Here is a 20,654-nt window from a genome sequence, read left to right as displayed (position 1 = left end):
ACTTATGTTAAATTTTTGTTTAAATTAGGTTAAATCTATGTTTTGAAAATGTTAAAAAATTGTTAAATAATAAATACATAATGTTCCACGTGGAACATTCTTGTGATATAATCTAATTAAAAAGTGGTGAGGAAACGCTAAAAAAATGGCAAGAGTTGTGGCAGTTGTCAATCAAAAAGGTGGAGTGGGAAAAACAACAACCTGTGTGAATTTATCTGCTGCAATAAGTAAAAAGGGAAAAAAGGTTTTAGCTGTTGACTGTGATCCACAGGGTAATCTCACAAGTGGTTTTGGGATTGACAAAAAGTCTTTAGAAAAGACTATTTATGATGTTCTGATAGGCAGTGCTGATATAAAAGAGGTTATAATAAAGGATAAATTTGAGAATTTAGATATTCTTCCTTCAAATGTGAATTTAGCAGGAAGCGAGATAGAGCTTGTCTCTGTGATAGCAAGAGAATATAGGTTAAAAAGTGCTATTGAGAGTGTCAAAAGTGAATATGATTACATATTTATTGATTGTCCACCTTCCTTAGGACTTTTGACCTTAAATGCTCTTGCTGCATCTGATTCTGTCATAATACCTATTCAGTGCGAATACTATGCCTTAGAGGGGCTTTCTCAGCTTTCAAGTACAATTAACCTTGTGAGAAAACATCTGAACAAGCATCTTGAGATTGATGGTGTTGTTTTAACAATGTTTGATTCAAGAACAAATCTTTCACTTGAGGTTGTAGAAGAAGTAAAAAAATATTTTGGTGAGAAGGTCTTTTTGAGTATTATTCCAAGGAATGTAAGACTTTCTGAAGCACCTTCGTTTGGACTTCCAGGGATTTTTTATGACCCGGATTCAAAAGGAGCACGTGCATATATAGAACTTGCTGATGAGTACCTAAATAAAGTGAAGAAGAATACATAAAAGAGGTGTATTTTTATGAAAAAGCGGCTTGGAAAGGGTCTTGATGCCCTGTTTGATGATGGTGCCCAGAATTTTGATGAAAGTCTTAATGATATACAGTCTGCTAATGATGAGAGAATAGAAGAGATTGAGATTGATAAAATTTTACCTTCAAACGAACAGCCAAGAAAGATTTTTGATGATAATGAAATTGAAGAGCTTGCTCAGTCGATTAAAAATGTGGGACTCATTCAACCTCTTGTTGTGAGAAGAGAAGGAGATAAATATGTACTCATTGCTGGCGAGAGAAGACTTAGGGCTTGTAAAATTGCAAGGCTTCAAAAGGTCCCTTGTATTGTACGCAACTATACAAATCCAACTGAGATTGCACTCATTGAAAATATTCAGCGAAAAGATTTAAACCCATATGAAGAAGCGCTTGCTTATAAAAAGCTTATTGATGAGCACGGCTATACACAAGAAGAACTTGCAAAAAGAATTGGGATTTCAAGGTCAAAGATTGCAAATACTTTGAGGATATTAAATATTGGTCAGAATATATTGCAGATGATAATTGAAGGCAAGATTTCTGAAGGTCATGCGAAAGTGCTTTTGTCTGTTGAAAATGATGTTGAAAGAGAGAACTTGGCAAAGCTTGTAGTTGAAAAGGATTTAAGTGTGAGAGAACTTGAAGAGATTGTAAAGGCAAAAGACAAACAAAAGAGGGATGAGGTTGAGGATGAGGTCCTAAAAGAGTTAGAGGAAAATCTTATGAAGCTATTTGGGCTAAAGGTCAAGATTCATAAGAAAAAGAAAAAAGGAAAGATTGAGATAGAATTCAGCAATGATGAGGAACTTGAAAAGATCATCTCAATACTCATGCCATAAAAAATGTTCCACGTGGAACATTGCAAAAGAAGGAGGAAGTATAGTTAATGAAAGATTTTCTTAGTAGCTACTCAAACCAGATTATAATTGCACTTCTTATAATAAATATGATACTTTTTATAGCACTGCTTATTCAGTCAGTAAAGAATAAAAATCTAAAAAGACGTTTTTTAGCCCTTGTAAAAAATGATGATTTTAAAACAATTGAAGAGATTTTGAGAGAGACGAATGAAAAGATAGAGTATTTTGAAGAGGTTTTAAAGGCTTTGCACAAAAGTCACAGAGTGCTCAGTGAGAACTCAAAGCTAAATATAAAGAAGCTTGGGGTTGTGAGGTATGATGCATTTGAAAATGTTGGGAGCAAACTCAGTTTTGCAATTGCCCTTTTAGATGAGTACGACAATGGAGTTGTATTAAATAGCATATATTCAAGAGATGGATCAAGCATATATGCAAAGCCAATTGAAAATGGTCTATCGAAGTATCCGCTTTCAGCTGAAGAGATGCAGGCAATTGACTTGGCAAGGAAAAATTACCTTGCAAAAGAGATAAAAGAATAAAAACATCACAAAAGAAAGGGGGTTTCCTGCCAATGATAGATTTATTTATCATTGGCGGGGTAAGAGGATGGACTTCCAAAGAATCAATTTTTCACAGAGCTTTTATGAAAGCATATTGAATGGAATGTTAGACCTGGTGAGGGTCATTGATATAGATGGGAATGTTATCTTTTGCAATTCAAAGATGAAAGAAGAGTTTGGCGACCAGACAGGCAAAAAATGCTACGACCTTTTTTGTAAAAATACGCGTTGTGAAGAGTGTATTGCAATAAAGTCAATTAAGGAAAATACAAGGGCTATGAAATATGCCACTCATAAGGACAGGGTATACTATGTCATAAGCTCTCCTATACACGATGAGAATGGAAATGTAATTGGCACAGTCGAGGTGTTCAGAGATATTACAGAGCAAAGAAGAATAGAAGAAAGACTTAGACGCCAGAACGAGATTCTAAAACGTGACTTAGAATTTGCAAAGAGGCTTCAGCAATCACTTTTGCCGGTTATCCCTAAAATAGAAGGATACAGGATCACATATACTTACAAGCCTTGTGAACGGCTTGGAGGAGACTTTTTAGATGTCATAAACATTGACGACAAGATTGTATTTTACGTTGCAGATGTAGCAGGGCATGGGCTTTTGGCATCAATGGTAACAGTCTTTGTAAAGCAGAGTATAATAAAAAATGCTCATACATACATAGAAGCAAGTGCTCAAGAGATTATGAAAGGTGTGCTTTTGGATTTTATTGAAATGAACTTTCCAAATGAGGTGTATATAACAATTGTTCTTGGAATATTGGAGAAGAAGTCGGGAAAAGTGAACATGATTAGTGCAGGGCATGTGACAGAACCTATCTTGGTCAGAGCTAACAAGAAAATAAAGATGTTTTCTATGAAAGGCCAGCCAATTGCTTCAATTGATTTAGAACAGGGGTTTGAGATAAAGGAGACAGTGCTTGAAAAACATGATAAACTAATCTTCTATTCAGATGGGCTTATTGAGAGCAAAAACAAATACGGTGAGATGTATGGCAAAAAAAGGCTTATAAAGAGAATACTTAGTATCAAAAACATCAACACAGAACTTTTGATAAGAGACCTAAGAAACTTTGTCTCAGATTTAGACGACGACATAGCCATATTGATGGTGGAAAGACTTTAAAAAACAAAAAAGGCGTGAAAAGCTATGAGATTAATTCGTTTTTTGTACAAGCTCATATTATGCCTCGCCCTGCTTATCTCTATAATTTTAACTCTCAATGTGTTTGGAGTGGAATTTATAAATCCCTATATGTTTTCTCACTATGAGTACAAAAAGACATATCCAAACATAAGATACTATGAAGATATCGTGCCAATTAAAGACGGAGTTGCCATAGTGTACAGAGGAAAGATTGGAAGACTTACAGGTGACAATCTAAGGTGGACAAACATTGCATATCAAAATCACAAAACATTTTCAGATGGCAGCATTGCAGCTGCATATGTTCAAGGTGGCAAGTACCTTCATATACTCTCTAACTTGTGGCAAAAGGATATATTGTATCCGGCGAATATTGAAAAGATAAGAATAAAAAATGGAAGTGTTTTGGTGCTTTTATCAAGCGAAAAGGAAGACTATTTAATAATGTATGATAAAAACCAAAATATTGTGTTCTCAGCAAAGTATAAGGAAAAGGTAATAGACTGTGATTTTAACAGCTCTTTTGCAATTGCAATTTTAAAACCAAGAGATTCAAATGAATTGGCACTATCTTTTGTGGACAATCGAGGAGTTTTTATGTCAAAGGTTCTGACACCAAATCTTCAGAATACAAAGCGATGTTATGCCATAGAAAATTACATACTTTTGTACAATGGAAAAAGTCTTGAAGTTTACGACTCAAAGCTTCAAAAGAGGATAAAAGTTTTCTCATTTGCTACTGCACCTGAATATGTAATAGGAAATCCAGATGTTCTTTTTGCCAAAAACAGGGTTTTAGTTTACAATAGGCTTCTCAGAAGGTTCATTTTAAAACAGATAGAAGACTTTGATTCAATCTGTGCAACAAGCGACAAGATTGTCACATCAAAAGGAAACGAAGTGAGGATTTATTCTTTGAATTTGAATAAGCTCAAGACATTGAAAGTAGGTTCTTTTGGCTTTGTAAAAGCTGTAATAAATGCAGACAAGCTATACTATATTTATAATGATAGGATAGAATATTACCAAGAAAGGTGGTAAAATTTTTAAAATGCCCAATTTAGCAGACCTGGTTGTTTTGGCAATTATCCTTATTGGTGCGTGGATTGGGTACAAAAAAGGACTTTTAAGAATGGCTTTTGACGTTGGATCATACATAATCTCATGGTTTGTGGCGGTGTGGGGATATAAATATGTAGGTAGGGCAATTGAAAGTTCTTCTGCCTTAAAAGGAGCAATAGAAAACTTTGTAAAAGACAAGGTTGTAATAAGGGATACCATTTCACCAGTTGTGCCAGAGTTTTTCAGAGGTGCTGCTATGGAGGCACACCAGGCTCTCAACAAAAGTCTTCAGGATGCTGCCACAATGGTTCTAATTAATTTTATTGCAATGATAGCTACATTCATTGCAGCAAAGGTTGTTATAGTCGCGGTCAAAAACGCGCTTGGGTTTATGAGGAAAGTGCCTGTGATTGGTACAATTGATGGCTTTGGCGGTCTTTTGGCAGGGATTGGAGTAGCTCTCATAATAATCTACATAGCATTTAGCATTATATACTTTTTCCCCAATGCACAAATTTTCAAAACAGTCCAGCACTACATCAGAACCTCAATGTTTGCTGAGTTTTTATACGAAAACAATATTCTCATAATGATGATGAGACAGTATTTAAAACTAAAAATTTAGATTTGAAACAAAAATAAAATTGCAAAGGAGAAGTAAAAAAGGATGAGAATAATTTCAGAAAGCGTAATCGAAAGCAAGGTGTATGAAGCCATAAACGAAGCTGTTTGCAAACTTCCAGAAGATGTAAAAGAGGCTTTAAAAAAGGCGTATGAAGCAGAAGAAGGTACTGCAAAGTATACATTGGAAAATCTTTTAAAAAACATCCGAATGGCAGAGCAGAAGATGCGCCCAGTTTGTCAAGATACTGGTGCTGCTGTGTTTTTTGTCGACATTGGTGAAGAGGTATTTGTTGAAGGCTCAATAAAAGATGCCATTAACAGAGCTGTAACAAGGGGATATAAGGACTTTTACTTAAGAAAATCAATGGTAAAAAGCCCAATTGAGAGGGAAAACACAGGCGATAACACACCTGCAATAATCCATTTTGACTTTGTAAAAGGAGACAGAATCACAATCTACTTTATGCCAAAAGGGTTTGGGAGCGAAAACAAAAGCGCGCTTTGCATGTTAACACCGGCTGATGGCACAGAAGGAATTGAGAACTTTGTAATAGAAACAGTGAAAAAAGCAGGATCTGACCCATGCCCGCCGATTGTTGTTGGTGTTGGGATAGGTGGAACATTTGAAAAAGCAGCACTTCTTTCAAAAAGGGCACTTTTAAGAAATATTGGTAAGCGCCATCCAAAGCCTTACATCGCAGAACTTGAGGTAAGACTTCTTGATAAGATAAATTCACTTGGGATAGGACCAGAAGGGTTTGGCGGCAGGACAACTGCACTGGATGTATTTGTAGAAGAGTGTGCAACACACATAGCAGGTCTTCCTGTTGCGGTAAATATTCTTTGCCATGTTGCAAGACATGTGAAGATTGAGATTTGATTTTTTCCACTTTTTTGTACCGTGTTTTCACAACATTTAAAAAACCTAAATAGAAGAAGCTATTTTAAGCTATCAAGAGTGTGCTGGTAAAGTTCATACACAACGTACTTTTGAGTAAACATCCGCATTTTTATTACAAGCTGCTGGTTTCCTCTTTTGTAGATGATAACTGAGCCAAGCTGGTCGGCAAACTTCCAGTTATACTTCTTTAAATAATCATTTAAAGGTGTAAGGCCTTCTGGCGCTTGTACCTTTTGTATAAGCTTGTTTTTTGCAACCGGTACAATTTCAAGTTTATAATGTTCCAGTTTGTATATTCCTTTTAAAAGAGAAATAGGGTTTCCCTCCTGAAAAATGTAAGTGAGTTTTATATTGTAGTAAAATAAAATGAATAGAAAAAGTAGAGAAAGAAAAACAAGTATTACTTTTCTTTTTGAAACTCCTCTTTTCATGATCAATCCCCTTTCTATCGGCCAAAAGTGCTATCTTGTGAATATATCAAATTGGCAAAGTTCTGAGTGTAATACACATTGTCTGTATTCAAATCCACAGCACATCCTACTGCTGCATATTCAAAATTACTTTCAATGTTTTCCCTATGCCCTTTTGAATTCAAAAGAAGATGGTTCGCAAAAAATGGAAGAAGTTTTGTACCCATTGCTATGTTCTCACCAATCTTTTTAAAAGAAATTGCTTGCTTTTGAAACCTATCTGCAGGGCTTTGGCCAAAGACATCTGTGTGGCCAAAGAAATTGTACTTTGCCATGTTTTGTGAATGAAGTCTTGCGACAATCAAGATTTTGTCGGAATACTTAAAAAGCTGTTTTTCCTCTTGACTTCTGATTGAGTTTAAGTGAAGGTAGCAAAGCCTTTCAAATGCAGAAATAAGGTGATTTATATCCTTTTGCTTTTTGAAAACATCATCATTTATAAGAAAATCATCCCAAATACCTTTTTTGACCATAAAGATTCCGTTTACAATATTTGGAGAAACAAGTTTGTCATAAAAGAAGTAAACATAATAGCTATTATTGACTAAAGCCACATCATATTCTTTTCCTAAATTCTCATCTGTAAAATTATATTTTTTCATACCTTTTAATATTTCGAAGCTTTTAAGGAATTTTAATTTGGTTCTTTTCACATCCTGCAGGCTGCTTCCAATTTTGGTATTTTCATACTCTAAAAATTGTTCAGAGTTGGTATAGTAAAATACAAGCTTATCATTTTCAAAGCCTGCAATAAAAAAGTCGGTTGGGTTTAGTGAGGCGTAAAGGTCAAAGGGGAATGGGCTTTTTAAGATTTCTGTTTTTGTATCTGAATAGACCTTATTAAAATATGCTTTTGAACAAAATAAGCTCACATTCCTCTTTGCCTGAGAATAAGAAGCAGCCTTTGCAGAATTACTTTCAGAGAACCTATTCAAGTAAATAGGGCAACTTCCAAAAACAAGTAGCCCTATAATTAGTAATATAATACCTCTAATAGCAGCTTTGTAAATTCTAATATTTTTCATCTTTTTTCTCCCGCATAATTTAAGGTAGGTTATATCAAAATTATAACACATTTTAACAATCATTTAACATAGTCAAAACAGGCTTTTAACAATTTTTGTGTAAAATCAAGTGTGGAAAAAAGAAAGAAGGAGATGACAGTGGAAAATGAGGCAGCTACGTAAATTTAAAAAAGTTTCCTTTAAAATCTCTGGTTCACTCAAGACAAGAATTACATTGTGGTTTATTATAATCTCATTAATTCCACTTTTAGTATTTTTAATCTTTTCACTGAGCCTTATTGAAAAGAATGCGCAAAAGGAATTAAATTCACGTCTTGAAGCCGCGCATAATGTAGCAATTCAAGAGATTGAGAGGTATCAAAAACTATCTCAAGACTATGCGACTTTGATTTCATCAAACAACCTGCTAAAAGAGGCAATCTTGAAAAAAGACCATCTAAGACTTGTACAGGTAATTTCGCCGCTGGCAAGCCAGATGAATATTGACCAGATTGCTGTAACAGACTCAAATGGTATTTTAATCGGAAGAAGTGACATCCTCTCACGTTATGGTGATAACTGGAAAGAAAATTATTTAGTAAAGTGTGGGCTTGCAAGGCTAAGGTATACCACTATTGAAAAAAGCGGAGATGACATTTATATAAAGTCTGTATCAGATGTGGTCACAGAGATGAGTGCAAACAACATGAGGGTAATTGGCGCAGTAATTGTTGGGTACAAACTTGACAAGAGGTTTGTTGAAAACCTCTCAAGACTTACCAAGATGAATGTCATTTTGTATCCTGCAAATTCGCCTAATAAATATATTTCACAATCAAACTCTCAAAAACTGGGGGCTATTATAGAAAAAGAGACCTTGCAGAAAGCAATGTCAGGTGAGTATGAGTACTTGATTGGCAAAACAGGTACAAAAAATGACAGTTATAGTTTTGTATTGATCCCTGTGAGAAAAGCTAATAACACAATGCCTGTAGCAGCTCTTGCAATACTTACAAACAACCTTCTTGTTTCGAACTTTGTTACATCTTCCATCAGGTTTTCAATACTCTTGTTTGGGCTTACATTAGTTTTGGTCATCATCATCAGTATGTTCATTGCAAACAGGATCACAAGGCCAATAAATAAACTTGTTGACAGTGCAAGAAAAGTTGCATCTGGTAAGTTTGATATACAGGTAGAAGACAGCATTGTGAGTAGCGACGAGATAGGACTTTTGGCAAGAGAATTTTCAAAGATGGTAAAGAGTATCCATACCTTTGTCACAAATATTGACCAGACAGTTAGCACCACGCAAAGTTATATTGACAGGCTAAATAGCATTGCAACAGATTCTGCGAAGACAAATGAGATCACAGCCACTCAGATAAAGGAAATTATAGAGCTGGCTGAAAAGCAAAAAAAGGCGTTTGAAGAGGTAAGCAGCTATATAACTGAGATTGAGCAACAGGTACAAAATACATTCAAAGTGTTTAGGACAATTGAAGAGGGGATAACAAGTGTGGTTGATACAACGTACAAAGAAGAAGAGTCTATCCAAAACCTCATAAAATACATGTACACAGTGAACGAGACCATAAACCAGGTTGCTTCAGATCTGTCTGAAGCTATGCAGAATTATAAATCAATTGTCAGTGCAAGTGAGTACATTTCAAAGCTTGCAGAACAGATAAAGATAATTTCACTAAATGTCTCGATAGAAGCGGCAAAACGCGATGTGCCAAGTTTTGGAGTCATAGCTTCAGAAATTTCAAGGCTTTCACAAACAGCAGATTCATTTGCAAAACGGATTTCTGAGTCAATAGAAAAATCGCTTTTGACATTCAACAAAACAAACAAGAGGCTTGAAGAGAGTATGAAGGTTGTAAAAGCAGGAGTGGAAGTTGCCAAAAAATCTACTGTTTCGCTTAGCAAAATCAAGGAGACAAACACAGCCATGAAAGAGAGAATATCAAAGATATCATCTGAAATTTCAAACCAGCAAGAAAAAATCTTGAATATAAACAATACCTTAAAATTGCAAACTCAAACTACTTTGCAGTACTTTAAAACTCTTTCATCAATTAAAGATGTCTTCCAAAAACAGATTCGTTCTGTTGACAAGCTGATTGAGCAGTTCAAGGATGTGCACGAAGGAGTTGTAAAACTTGCAGCGATTTCTATAAAGGCAGGTGAGGATACATAACATACATCTTTTATTAAGATGGGTTAGTGATAGTTGAACATGAGGCTTTTCAGGTGTTTTTTTTAATATTCTAAATTTTGGGTACGTATGTGAGGAAATTATTTCAGCATTTGTAAAAAGCTAACAGAGAAAAAGAGGCTACTTTCCACGAAAGAAAGGAAAGCAGCCTTTTTAAAGAAAATTTAAAAAAGTTTGCTGAATAGGCTTTTCTTCCTCAATACGTTTTTTTGCAATCTCAAAGTATACTGGATCAATTTCAATTCCAATAAAGTTTCGTTTAAGCAATTTAGCTACAACGCCAGTTGTTCCAGAGCCCATAAAAGGATCTAAGACGACATCTCCTTCTTTACTGCCTATTAGAATAATCCTTTCTAACAATGCTTCAGGTTTTTCAGTAGGATGAGGAGTCTTATGCCTTTGAGCAGGAATTTCCCATAAGTTTCTCATCTGTTTGCCTCCATTAAGCTTCCGTGCCATCTCATAGTCAAAATAATATTTTTTATTTTTGCTTGCAACCCAGATCAATTCAGTAGATGGAACAAATCTATTTCTTGATAGTAAAGGAGTTGCATTAGGCTTAAACCATATAATGTCATTGATAATCCAGAGACCCAACTGCTTCAGAATAGTTCCAATTATAGGATGATTATGCAATGTTCCAGAAATCCAAATAGTTCCAGTTTCTTTAAGTACTCTGACACATTGCTCGATCCACCTTAGATTAAACTCAAATATATCATCTATTTTATCCCATTCGCCTTTATAACATTTTACTGGTTTACCGGCTCTCGTGGTTAGAGCATTTTCTGAAGACAAATTGTAAGGAGGATCAGCAAAAATCAGATCAATACTATTGTCTTCTATTTTTCTCAGAATATTCAAACAATCATCATTAAATAAAAGAATTTTGCACATTTTTTCTTCTCTCCTCTTCAATTCTCTTTTTAGCAATTTCAATGTAGGTTTCGTTTATTTCAATTCCAATCCATTTTCTATTCATACGCTCAGCAACAACACCAGTTGTTCCTGTTCCAAAAAAAGGATCTAATACTATATCTCCTTCATCACTTGAAGCAGTAATTATTATTTCCAACAATTTTTCAGGTTTTTGATTTGGATGTGCGGCTCTGCCATTGTCTAACTTAATTCTTTCTTTTCCTTGAACAAGAGGCATTTCAAAGAAATCAAAAAAGTCATCCATTTGCTTAACAGAGCCATCTTTTGTTTTTCTTGGATTAAGCATTTTAATTTCATTATAGTTAAATTTCCATCCAGGGCCTTTAACAAACCAACAAACAAATTCTGTTGTGTGTTTAAATGTACGTTTAGTAATATTTGGCATAGCATTTGTCTTGACCCATGTCAATATATTGTTTAATTTAAAGCCTATCTTTTTTGCTAAAAATATAACTTCTCCAATGTTATGGTAAGTACAAGAAATATACAAACTACCATTACTTTTCAAGACAGAATATGAGGCTAAAAGCCAATTATAAGTGAATTCACAGTATTTGTCATAATCCCAGCTGTCCCATTCTTCATTCATTTTATAAAACGGACCACCAGTCTTGTTATTTTTTAGTATAAGATCTCTGCCTGACAAATTGTAAGGTGGGTCAGCATAAATTAAATCTATGCTTTCCGATGGAATATGTTCTTTCATAATCGTTACACAATCACCATGTAAAATTGTATTGTAAATCAAATTTAGGTCACCTTCCTAAAATAGACTATAAAGCTTATTGTCAATTAAACTACATATCATTGAGTGATCATCTAAATTTTCCATTTCGTGAAATATGTTATTACAAAGGGTCAAAATTAAATTTGAATTTAAACCATTGAACTTATCAAAATAACTTTGAAGTACTTTTGTGAATATAGTAAACTGTTCAAAATTTAAAGGGAGAATTTTGATCTTCTTACTCTTAAATCCGTGCTTTAAAGCAATGAAAAAATTATAATAGGTATTATCATGTATTTTTGGAGCAACAAAAATATTTACAAAATGAGTATAATTGGGGTGTTGATTTATAAATTTTTCTACGTGGTCTAATACAGGATATCCTTCTTGAATCCATTGATATTGAGTTTTGTTTAGTGTTACTTCACAAATCCCAGCAAATTCCTTGAAGAAAAATTCAATATCAGGTTTTTTAGCTGGTGCAAAGTTTATAAAATTTCCTTCATCATCTTTAATAGCATTTGATTCAATTTTTTCTGCACTATCAATAATTAACAATAGCTCGAATATTATTTGTTCTAAATCGGCTGGTTCTAATTCCTTCCAATATTCTTTATTCCTTAGTATTTTAATATGTTCGTCTAATTTGGCAAAGTTATATTTTAAGATATGAGCCTTTTTAGCTTCGTTAATTTTGGATTTTATCTTCCTCAGTTCATTGATATGGTTTTTCAATTCTTCTTCAGATAACTCAAATAAGTTTTTGCCTAAAACCATTTTAGAGTATTCATTTATTGCAATTTTACTGCTTTCTATTTGTTGTGAAATATCTTTCCGGATACTTTCTGCCATTTCAATAAGTTTATTCTTATTTTTTTCCCACGGCAATTCAGGCTTTTTGATATCACTCATATATTCGACGTAGTCATCTAAATTAGAAAAGCTTATTGCTTTTCCTTCGAACATATTTAGTAATTCTTCAATTTCTTTTTTTCTATCTTGTGAAAGTTTTACATTGGCAACTTGTCCAAATTCACTTTTTTTAGCGGTAAAATATTTTGTAAGAAGAAAGAATCGTAAAATGTTGTCTCCATAATCAAACAAATTGTTGATTTTGGTCTCAATATTTTTAGCTGAACCAAAAAACTTAGAGATGAATTGTGCTTCAAAATCTCTCTTATTTTTTGATCTTCTATAATCAAGTAACTGATTGATTTGATTTTCTATTTCTTTATAGTTAATGAGGGTTGGAATAAATAAACAAAATTCTCTTTTTGAAATTTCATCTATTTGTACTTGTTTTTCTAACAAATAGAAAAACTTTAAAGTTACTATAAAAGGAATGATATCAAAGCCATCTCTGCTTTTAAAATCGTTACTAAAAGGATTTGGGTACTGTAATTTAAGAAGACTTTTGAAAAGTATCTCGGAGATATCATTATTTTCATCTAAAAATTTTCTTCCCAACTCAGTTATTCTAATCTTGCCTAAGCTTTTTTTGGCAATTGCAAATCCTAATTTGTTCAAGGGATTTACAGACTGACGACCACGCATAGAAGGATCTTCATAATTTTGTAAATCAAAAATCTTCTTAGCTTTTTTGTAATCTATTTTTTTAATTGCAGGATTGTCAAACTCACGTTTTATGTCTTCAGGTAAATTCATAGGTCTGTAGAGTTTGTATTGTATTAATCGTATCTGATATTGAATTTGAACATTCTCATCAAAATTCATTCCTTCAAACTCAGATAACACTTGCAAAAATCCTCTTAATCTTTCGGGGTTTCTAACTGTGGTGGAAATAGACCAAGGCTTTCGCATTTTTATCTCTTCTCCTAACCGTTGTGGCTGGATCTATCACTAAGGAAGACGTTCTTTAAGTTATATCATACTATAAAAAATTGTATGTTTGCAATCCCAAATACAGTTTTAAGTTAATGTCAAAAACCTATTATCTGGCTTCAAAATAATTTCACTGTTGGTCAAGTCCAAATTTTTGTGTAAAATCCCCCTCTGATTAGAATATAAGCTTTTTGGTTTTTTGTAAATTATAGTTTACCAGTTTTTTACTGCAAGCCACAAAAATATCTTTAACACCCGAAAATAAAGCTGACTAGAGTGTTTAAATTTCTTTTTCTTTGTGATATTATTAATTGTGAGTTTTAGCTTTAAATATCCTAATATATGCGTTTTTCTTCCATAGTTTAATATCATACCATGGTTGAAAGGGTATTGTCTTCAATATCTTCTTATTTTATTTTGATGAAGATTTAATTCTTTAGACTTCATTTTAAATAAGAATGAGATAAAATTCAAACTATTCTTTAATTTTACAAGCTCGGCTATTTTTCTTATAATGATTGTTTTATAATTAAAGTTTATAATTAAAGATAGTATTATAAAGAATTAGGTTTTTTATTTTGATGAAAATGAGGACGGAGGTATGAATGAGATCTTATTCTCCTTTACGATATCCAGGTGGGAAAAGTTTTTTATATCGCTTTGTTGCTGAAATAATTGATTTTAATTCATTAAATAACTATAGTTATGTTGAAGCGTATGCGGGCGGTGCCGGTTTAGCATTAGCATTGTTATTCAATAAGAAAGTAGATATGATAATCTTAAATGATATTGATCCGTCCATATATGCTTTGTGGTTTAGTATTTTGAATTATCCAGAAGAATTATGTAAAATGATAGAAAATACGCCGATAACGATTGAAACTTATAAAGAAATAAAAAGGAAATTTAAAGAACCAACTGATGTGCTAGAATTAGGTTTTTCTACGCTTTTTTTAAATAGAACAAATCGCTCAGGTATACTAAACGCTGGACCGATAGGTGGATATCTTCAAACCGGAAAATACAAAATTGATTGCCGTTTTAACAAAGAACGAATTATTAAGATTATTAAGAACATATCTGCAATGAGGGATAAAATAGAAATATATAATTTAGATGCTGTTGATTTTTTGAATAAAATTATAAATAGGAAAGAAAAAATTTTTGTTTTTTTAGATCCACCATATTATCAGAAAGGTAGCGAACTTTATACTAATTTTTACAAAAAAGAAGATCATGCTTATTTAGCCCAATTTATTTTATCCAATATGGTAAATATTCCTTGGTTAATGACGTATGATTTGGCAACTGAGGTTATGGAGTTTTATTCTGAAAGAATACCTTATTTACTCATCGATGTAATTTATACTGCGGGAACTATTAAGAGGAAAAAAGAAATAATGTTTTACAACAAAATAATAGTCCCTTCTAGAATTGAAGGGACGGAAAATATTATTTTTTAAATCATTGTTGTTGGATATAATTTTTGGTAAATATTTCTAAGATTTTAATACCAGGATTAAGGCTTATAGAGGCAAATTTATGTGCTAAAGCAATTGGTAAAACCGCATCTTCGTAAAGGTCAATACTAATTCTATTGAGTAAATCTAATACAATTGGTAATGTAACATAAGCTTTATGGTTAAAGATATATTCTTTAAAAGCTAAGTCTGTTTTTTCTGGTACTGGATATGGAAGTGAAATAACATATTTTTTACCCTTGTCCGAGTAAAAAAGAAAATCTTGTCCATAAAGAACTTCTATTCCAAAATATTTATTTTGTTTTGGGCGCCTTTGAATATATTTAAAGCGATACTCATCATTTACAAGCATAAAAGAATTATAAGGAATATTAATACCCTGTTGTTTCAGTCTTTCTTCTAAAATAGTAAAATGGTCTTTTAGTCTTCCACTTTTGATTACACCGAAATATATAAATCCTTTGTCTCTAAGCTGATGTAAATATCGAAGTATATATGCATGAAGTTTAGCAGGCTGACCATAAATTGCAAGAGGACCATCTATTATAAAAGCAATATTTTCTAGTAGATTATTTAAGAACTGATTATTCATTATTGTTTGTAAAAGATTTAAAACAATCAGATGTTCACTTGCTTGTGAAAATCTAGAAAGAATAGACCCAGTTCCTAGTTCCTCATCTACTGCTTCATGAAGACGAAGCCAATCAGAAAGATATATTCTTTCACCGCACCTCGGACAATTGTCAATATAGTCATTTGAATTTTTCAAATCCCAATCAATATTTGTATGGCAGTCAGGATTTGGACACAAAAAAGAAATTTTATCATCTTTTGATTTTAAGATATCTTTTAGTGTATCAAGTAACGATAAGTTATTAAAAGGTTTTTGAGAGAAAAACTCAAAAATAGACAATCTTATGGATTGAATTGTACTAAGGTCTTCTTTCAATATAACGTTATGACCCGGAGTTACGAAAGTAAGTAAAGAAGAATTAAACATATCATTAAATTTTTGAGGATCAATAAATTCACTTTTACTAAGAGAATATTTCTTTTCAAGATCAACAATAGAAACGCTAAAGTTAACGATACCCACTGTAGCAGAAGGAATGTTGTTATTTAAGGGAACCTCTACATAGGAACTGTCTACTGTAAAAACAAATTTGATTTTTTGTGATGCTTCCTTTGTTTCTATTTGTTGAAACAACTTAATTATATCGTTTGTCTGAAGTGCAGGAATTTCATATGATATTTTGAATTCCTTAAGTTTTTCTATTACTTTTGGATTTTTAATAATACGTTCATGGGAAATTTTGTTTGAAAATTCATTTATATATGGCATAATTGCTCGCAGGAGTTCAATATTAACCTCCTGCTCCCTCCCTTCCACTTTGGGTAACAGATGGTTGATAAAGATTGATTTGTACTGGACAAACAAAATTAGATGAAAAAGTTTTTACTCTTGCAAATCCTTTATCTTTCGCTACCATAATAGATTCCTTAAAATCTGCAAAATCATAATAACGTATCACTGTCTTTATTTCATCTTCATTGTTTAAATGTGTAACAAACCAATTTTCAGTATTGGCCAAAATATTTCTACTAATGGTTGATGGTTCTTGCGTTGAATAAACCAAACCTATGTTGTATTTTGCACCTTCTTTAGCTATTCGAGGCCAGATTTCAGTAGGCTCCATATCTTTCCCTATAAGGTTATGAGCTTCTTCAATATATAGAATTACATATGGTGGTTCTTTAGCTTCGGTAAACAATTTTTGATTTTCAGAGAATATAAGAGTAGCTATTTTTGTACTTAGAAGTTTTCTTACCTCTTCACTGCCATATACCATATCAATTAGTATAGTTTCTCCGTTTTTTATCTTTTTTAGAATTTCATCAAAATAGGTATCAGCACCAGCTAAGTGGAATCTTTCTAAGTGTATCCTTCGCAAGTGTCCATAACCTGCTATTGGTCTTCCTTGGGAGTTTTTCTTTACTGCAAAATTAAGTAATGTTTCGAAATCTTCTCGGTACAATTTATTCCGTGATGATGTTACTACTGTATCTCTTCGTTCGTGAATTTCATTTAAGATCATCTCGAATTCTTCAATTGTAAATGTTGTTTTTTTACGAAGACTCTCTTCTATTCCTTCAAGTTGGTTTAAAATGAAATCACCAAATGGGTTGGGAATTGTAACATTGATTCCCAGTACTTTAGCCAATATATATTTATAAAGAGCTTTAATTCTATTAGCCCTATTTACTCCGGCATAATCATTAGAATCGACGTTACAATAAGCATACATGTCAATACCTAAAAATGCTTCTAAGTCGGTAGATGCACTTAGGCCTTGACTCCTTAGTAGTGACACAACTAATTCATGAGTTACTCCTAAGTCTTTAAATAAGTCAAACTGTAAACTCCTTATTGAATTATTGTTTGTATTTATATTGGGATTAAAAGTAAGAATAAAACAATCATCAATATCAGTAGAAATAGCTCCTTTATCTTGAGGGTTAATGTATATATACTCACCATTTACATCAAATATAACTTGAGCTACCTTCTTACCGTGTTTTTGGGCCGCTTCTTTAATTGATTTAATTAAGATTTTAACTGTATTAGATTTTCCTGTTCGCGTCATACCAAAAAGTGCCGTTCTGCGAGCTAAAAAATCATTTGGATTTATATAAACTTGGGCTGATTTTCCTTCTTTCTTTTGTAACCGTTGTGTTGACGTATAACGGACATAACCAAAAGGAACAAGTTCACTCAAGTTAATGCTATTTTCGGCAGATAATTCTTGCATCTTTTTTCGAGTTTCAAAGTTTACTATGTTTTCTAAGCCTTCAGTAGAAGGTTTATACACATAGAGAATTTTGGCCCCATAATAATTTTCGAGATCTGATCCGAAAGTAAGATTTCCATATTCATCAAAATAAAACGTACCAAGAACGCGACATTTGAGACCAGCATACTGTATTTCATTTCGTGACAATTCATCAAAAATAACCCCGTCATATAATTCTTTAGTTTCTAAACTCTTAAACTTATCAATTTTTGTTGCTAACCATATATCTTTACTGGGAAGTTCATATTCTTCTGTAACACGCAGGAGAATTATTTCTGGTTCTTCATTAGAGTTTACATTTACTTTTAGTTGATGGTAAGAAAAGTTATCAAAAATTGGTTTTAACCAATTAGGAGACGCTGCAAAGAGAAAACTATTATGAGGTATTCCATTTGCACGTTCTTTCCATGCATCATTGGTAAGTACTGTTAAAGTAGAGTAAGTTACATCAACTGCAAAACCCACAAAGCGAGCATTTTGAACAATACTTTCAATCTCTTGAACAATTATTGATTTTTCACTCATCTGTTGAATGATATTTGAAAGACTATTTTCCAAACCGAAAGCCCCCTTTTTAATTAAATTTCAAAATACCCAAATTGTTTATAAAAATTATATTACTTTTCCTTGAATTGGTCAATAAAACAAAAAGCAAGTTTATTTTCCTTGACCTCTCAAAACAAGGCCCACCTTGTTTGATTTTTTGTCAATCACAACATAGCCGAATTTAGGGAACTTCAATAGTGACATGTATATCATAAAATCTGTTGAATTTCTTGCGTAACTGGGCATAAACCTAAACTTGTAGCTTTCGCTATCAACAAACGAATAATTAGAGTTTTTGGCTGAAAATTTCAAAACAAAACTGCCTTTTGTATCTATAAGCCCTACATAATCCTTTGTAGAAGCAGTAGCTAACTTAGCAAAAAATGTACCTGCAAGACTAAATTGAGGTTTTATGACAAGCTTTCCAGAAGAATTTATATATCCCCACAAGCCTGACCTATTTACCGCTGCATATCCTTCAGAAAAGTTTTCGACTTTGTCAAACTGGGGTTTTATAACTACTTTAAAATTTTTATCCATAAATCCCCACTTGCCATTTTGTTTAAAAGCTAAAAATCCTTCGCTGAACTCTTTTATATCATCAAGCTGAGGCTTTACAACAAATCTTTCGTTTATATCAACAACTCCCCACTTTTTGTCTTTGCAAACGGCAATGAAATTGTTCACGCCCAGATATTTTACATTTTCATAAGTTCCTTTGCTTTTTGTCAGTTTATAACCTTTGGTGAGTATGAGCTTATAATTGTTGCCAAGTTTTTCATAAGAAATGTATTCTGACACTGGTATTTTTGCCTCCTGGTTGTTTGAAGATGGTGCTGAGACAGATTTATTTAGCATAGCCTGCAGAGCTTCTGCAAACTTACTGTCTGCTAAAACCTCTTCAAAAGAGCTAAAGCTTAGATCTACAAATACATTTCCGTTTGTATCAACAGCGCCACACTTTCCATCTTTTGAAACAAGAATGTATTCTAAATAAGAGTCTGGCCAAGTTCCATCTTTCAAATCAAGAGCATAAAGACAAAACTCTTTGTTGTTTTCATTTGGCAAGGTACACTTTATATGGGGATTAGAGTATTTTCCATTTGGGTTGTAAGAGAGCACAACAACAAAGTACATTTTGTCAAACTGAGGGGTGATATAAACTTTTTTATCCAGATTTAAAAAACCGTATTTGCCATCTTTTTTGCAAACATATAAACTTAGCCAAGGGTTTAAAACTTCAAAAGAGTCTAACTCTGGTTTTGCGAGAATTTTAAGATTTGAATCCACAAACCCTGCTCTGCCATTTTGCCAGACAACAAATATATCTTTGTAGAGCTTATCCTCAATTCCCATTATTGCACGACCGTCATAAACTACAGGTTCAATTTTGTCAAACTGAGGCTTTAAAAGGACTTGACCAAAAGAGTTCATAATTCCCCATTTTCCACCCTGAAGATAAGAAATCCAGCCATTTTCCCAGAACATAACATTTTCAAACTGCGGCTTTATATACACAATCTTTTGAGAAGAGGCTTGCTGAGAGTATGCCGAGGTCAAAGTGCCAATGAGCCAAACAACTGCCAGCAGGAAGCAAACAAATCTTTTAATTCTTCTCACTAAAATCTCCTCCCATTCCACAATTTTTCTTGCCAAGTTTTTTTCGCTTGACATTCAAATCTACCTAAATCAAAACTATTGAAACAAAAAATAACTCTAAGGATATTATAAGCAATTTTTCAAATACATTCAACCAAAGAGTAAAAAGTACATAGTTAATTTTTAGCATAAGATTTAGTACACTAAAATAGTGGGTATATATATCCTTGTAGCCAGAAAATATAATATAGAAAGGAGAAGTGAAAAGTTGAAAAAGGGCATAAAGATCTTTTTAATTGCTTTGCTTTTGGTTGCAGTGCTTGTTGTATACACCTTTTCGACATATAATAGCCTTGTGCGCATGAGAGAAAACGTTAATAGCAAATGGAGCCAGGTTGAAAATCAGCTGCAAAGAAGAGCAGACTTAATTCCTAACTTAGTCAATACAGTCAAAGGCTATGCAAAGCACGAAAAAGAGATTTTTGAAACTCTTGCTCAGGCAAGGTCAAAGCTATTAAATTCCTCAACAGTAGAAGATAAAGCAAAAGCAAACGATGAGCTTTCGTCGGCAATTTCAAGGCTTTTAGTGATAGTTGAAAACTACCCAAATCTCAAGGCCGACAGGACATTTGTGCAGCTTATGGATGAGCTATCTGGTACAGAAAACAGAATTGCCGTGGCAAGAAAGGATTACAATGAGGCAGTAAAACAGTACAACATGAAAATAAAGGTATTTCCAAACGTATTTATTGCAAGGATGTTTGGGTTTGAAGAAAAGAGGTATTTTGAGGCATCAAGCCAAGCAAAGAGCGTGCCTTCGGTTGACTTTTCGAAATAAAAGGAGAAGATAAAAG

At 33.1% G+C, this 20,654-nt stretch carries 18 protein-coding genes; 10 read left to right on the top strand and 8 right to left on the bottom strand.

Going from position 1 to position 20,654, the window contains the following annotated elements; genetic code table 11:
- The first annotated feature begins 145 nt into the window (after positions 1-145).
- The 7 genes from ELD05_RS13820 (at position 146) to ELD05_RS13790 (ending at position 6,098) form a co-directional block, all read left to right on the top strand.
- Entirely contained in the window at positions 146-919 is a 774-nt protein-coding gene (locus ELD05_RS13820; protein ID WP_127352879.1) for a ParA family protein, read from the top strand.
- 15 nt (positions 920-934) lie between these two features.
- Entirely contained in the window at positions 935-1,786 is an 852-nt protein-coding gene (locus ELD05_RS13815; protein ID WP_127352878.1) for a ParB/RepB/Spo0J family partition protein, read from the top strand.
- 47 nt (positions 1,787-1,833) lie between these two features.
- Positions 1,834-2,346, top strand: a complete 513-nt coding sequence (locus ELD05_RS13810) for a DUF4446 family protein (RefSeq protein ID WP_127352877.1) — start codon at positions 1,834-1,836, stop codon at positions 2,344-2,346.
- Positions 2,347-2,413: 67 nt separating this feature from the next.
- The gene (locus ELD05_RS13805) at positions 2,414-3,511 is read left to right on the top strand and encodes a SpoIIE family protein phosphatase (protein ID WP_039765760.1); all 1,098 of its coding nucleotides are present in this window, start codon (positions 2,414-2,416) and stop codon (positions 3,509-3,511) included.
- 24 nt (positions 3,512-3,535) lie between these two features.
- Entirely contained in the window at positions 3,536-4,573 is a 1,038-nt protein-coding gene (locus ELD05_RS13800) for a hypothetical protein (RefSeq protein ID WP_127352876.1), read from the top strand.
- A 10-nt stretch (positions 4,574-4,583) separates the two neighbouring features.
- Complete coding sequence (locus ELD05_RS13795) at positions 4,584-5,219, top strand: CvpA family protein (RefSeq protein ID WP_127352875.1); 636 nt, start codon at positions 4,584-4,586, stop codon at positions 5,217-5,219.
- 42 nt (positions 5,220-5,261) lie between these two features.
- A complete protein-coding gene (locus ELD05_RS13790; protein ID WP_127352874.1) occupies positions 5,262-6,098 on the top strand; it encodes a fumarate hydratase in 837 nt (278 codons plus the stop codon).
- A 59-nt stretch (positions 6,099-6,157) separates the two neighbouring features.
- Here the strand turns inward: ELD05_RS13790 and ELD05_RS13785 are convergent, their stop codons facing one another.
- Together ELD05_RS13785 and ELD05_RS13780 are read right to left on the bottom strand one after the other, a co-directional pair.
- Positions 6,158-6,550, bottom strand: a complete 393-nt coding sequence (locus ELD05_RS13785) for a hypothetical protein (protein ID WP_127352873.1) — start codon at positions 6,548-6,550, stop codon at positions 6,158-6,160.
- A 14-nt stretch (positions 6,551-6,564) separates the two neighbouring features.
- Complete coding sequence (locus ELD05_RS13780; protein WP_127352872.1) at positions 6,565-7,614, bottom strand: CAP domain-containing protein; 1,050 nt, start codon at positions 7,612-7,614, stop codon at positions 6,565-6,567.
- Between the two features lie 145 nt (positions 7,615-7,759).
- Here ELD05_RS13780 and ELD05_RS13775 point away from each other — a divergent pair, with 145 nt between their 5' ends.
- Complete coding sequence (locus tag ELD05_RS13775; protein ID WP_127352871.1) at positions 7,760-9,796, top strand: methyl-accepting chemotaxis protein; 2,037 nt, start codon at positions 7,760-7,762, stop codon at positions 9,794-9,796.
- A 171-nt stretch (positions 9,797-9,967) separates the two neighbouring features.
- Here the strand turns inward: ELD05_RS13775 and ELD05_RS13770 are convergent, their stop codons facing one another.
- From ELD05_RS13770 to ELD05_RS13760, 3 genes are read right to left on the bottom strand one after another with little or no spacing between them, the layout of a single operon-like run.
- Entirely contained in the window at positions 9,968-10,711 is a 744-nt protein-coding gene (locus ELD05_RS13770) for a DNA-methyltransferase (RefSeq protein ID WP_127352870.1), read from the bottom strand.
- Positions 10,689-11,501, bottom strand: a complete 813-nt coding sequence (locus ELD05_RS13765) for a DNA-methyltransferase (protein ID WP_206516897.1) — start codon at positions 11,499-11,501, stop codon at positions 10,689-10,691. The genes ELD05_RS13770 and ELD05_RS13765 overlap by 23 nt, the downstream gene beginning before the upstream one ends.
- Before the next feature lie 15 nt (positions 11,502-11,516).
- Positions 11,517-13,301, bottom strand: coding sequence for an AlwI family type II restriction endonuclease (locus ELD05_RS13760; protein WP_127352869.1), 1,785 nt, complete (start codon positions 13,299-13,301; stop codon positions 11,517-11,519).
- A 626-nt stretch (positions 13,302-13,927) separates the two neighbouring features.
- Here ELD05_RS13760 and ELD05_RS13755 point away from each other — a divergent pair.
- Positions 13,928-14,785 carry a DNA adenine methylase gene (locus ELD05_RS13755; RefSeq protein ID WP_011918086.1) on the top strand — a complete coding sequence of 286 codons (858 nt, stop codon included), beginning with the start codon at positions 13,928-13,930 and terminating at the stop codon, positions 14,783-14,785.
- A gap of 1 nt (position 14,786) precedes the next feature.
- Here the strand turns inward: ELD05_RS13755 and ELD05_RS13750 are convergent, their stop codons facing one another.
- From ELD05_RS13750 to ELD05_RS13740, 3 genes are all read right to left on the bottom strand, one after another.
- Positions 14,787-16,193, bottom strand: a complete 1,407-nt coding sequence (locus ELD05_RS13750) for a DNA double-strand break repair nuclease NurA (RefSeq protein WP_241243530.1) — start codon at positions 16,191-16,193, stop codon at positions 14,787-14,789.
- Entirely contained in the window at positions 16,168-18,213 is a 2,046-nt protein-coding gene (locus ELD05_RS13745; RefSeq protein ID WP_011918084.1) for an ATP-binding protein, read from the bottom strand. The genes ELD05_RS13750 and ELD05_RS13745 overlap by 26 nt, the downstream gene beginning before the upstream one ends.
- 99 nt (positions 18,214-18,312) lie before the next feature.
- Complete coding sequence (locus ELD05_RS13740; RefSeq protein ID WP_127352867.1) at positions 18,313-19,821, bottom strand: WG repeat-containing protein; 1,509 nt, start codon at positions 19,819-19,821, stop codon at positions 18,313-18,315.
- Positions 19,822-20,068: 247 nt separating this feature from the next.
- Between ELD05_RS13740 and ELD05_RS13735 the strand changes: the two genes are divergently transcribed.
- Positions 20,069-20,638, top strand: coding sequence for a LemA family protein (locus tag ELD05_RS13735; protein ID WP_127352866.1), 570 nt, complete (start codon positions 20,069-20,071; stop codon positions 20,636-20,638).
- The last annotated feature ends 16 nt before the right edge of the window (positions 20,639-20,654 follow it).

Origin of the sequence: Caldicellulosiruptor changbaiensis (genome assembly GCF_003999255.1) — a bacterium.
In the GTDB taxonomy this organism is placed as follows: Bacteria; Bacillota; Thermoanaerobacteria; order Caldicellulosiruptorales; family Caldicellulosiruptoraceae; genus Caldicellulosiruptor; species Caldicellulosiruptor changbaiensis.
Note: the sequence above shows the minus strand (reverse complement) of the source record. Positions and strands in the feature narration are given on the sequence as shown.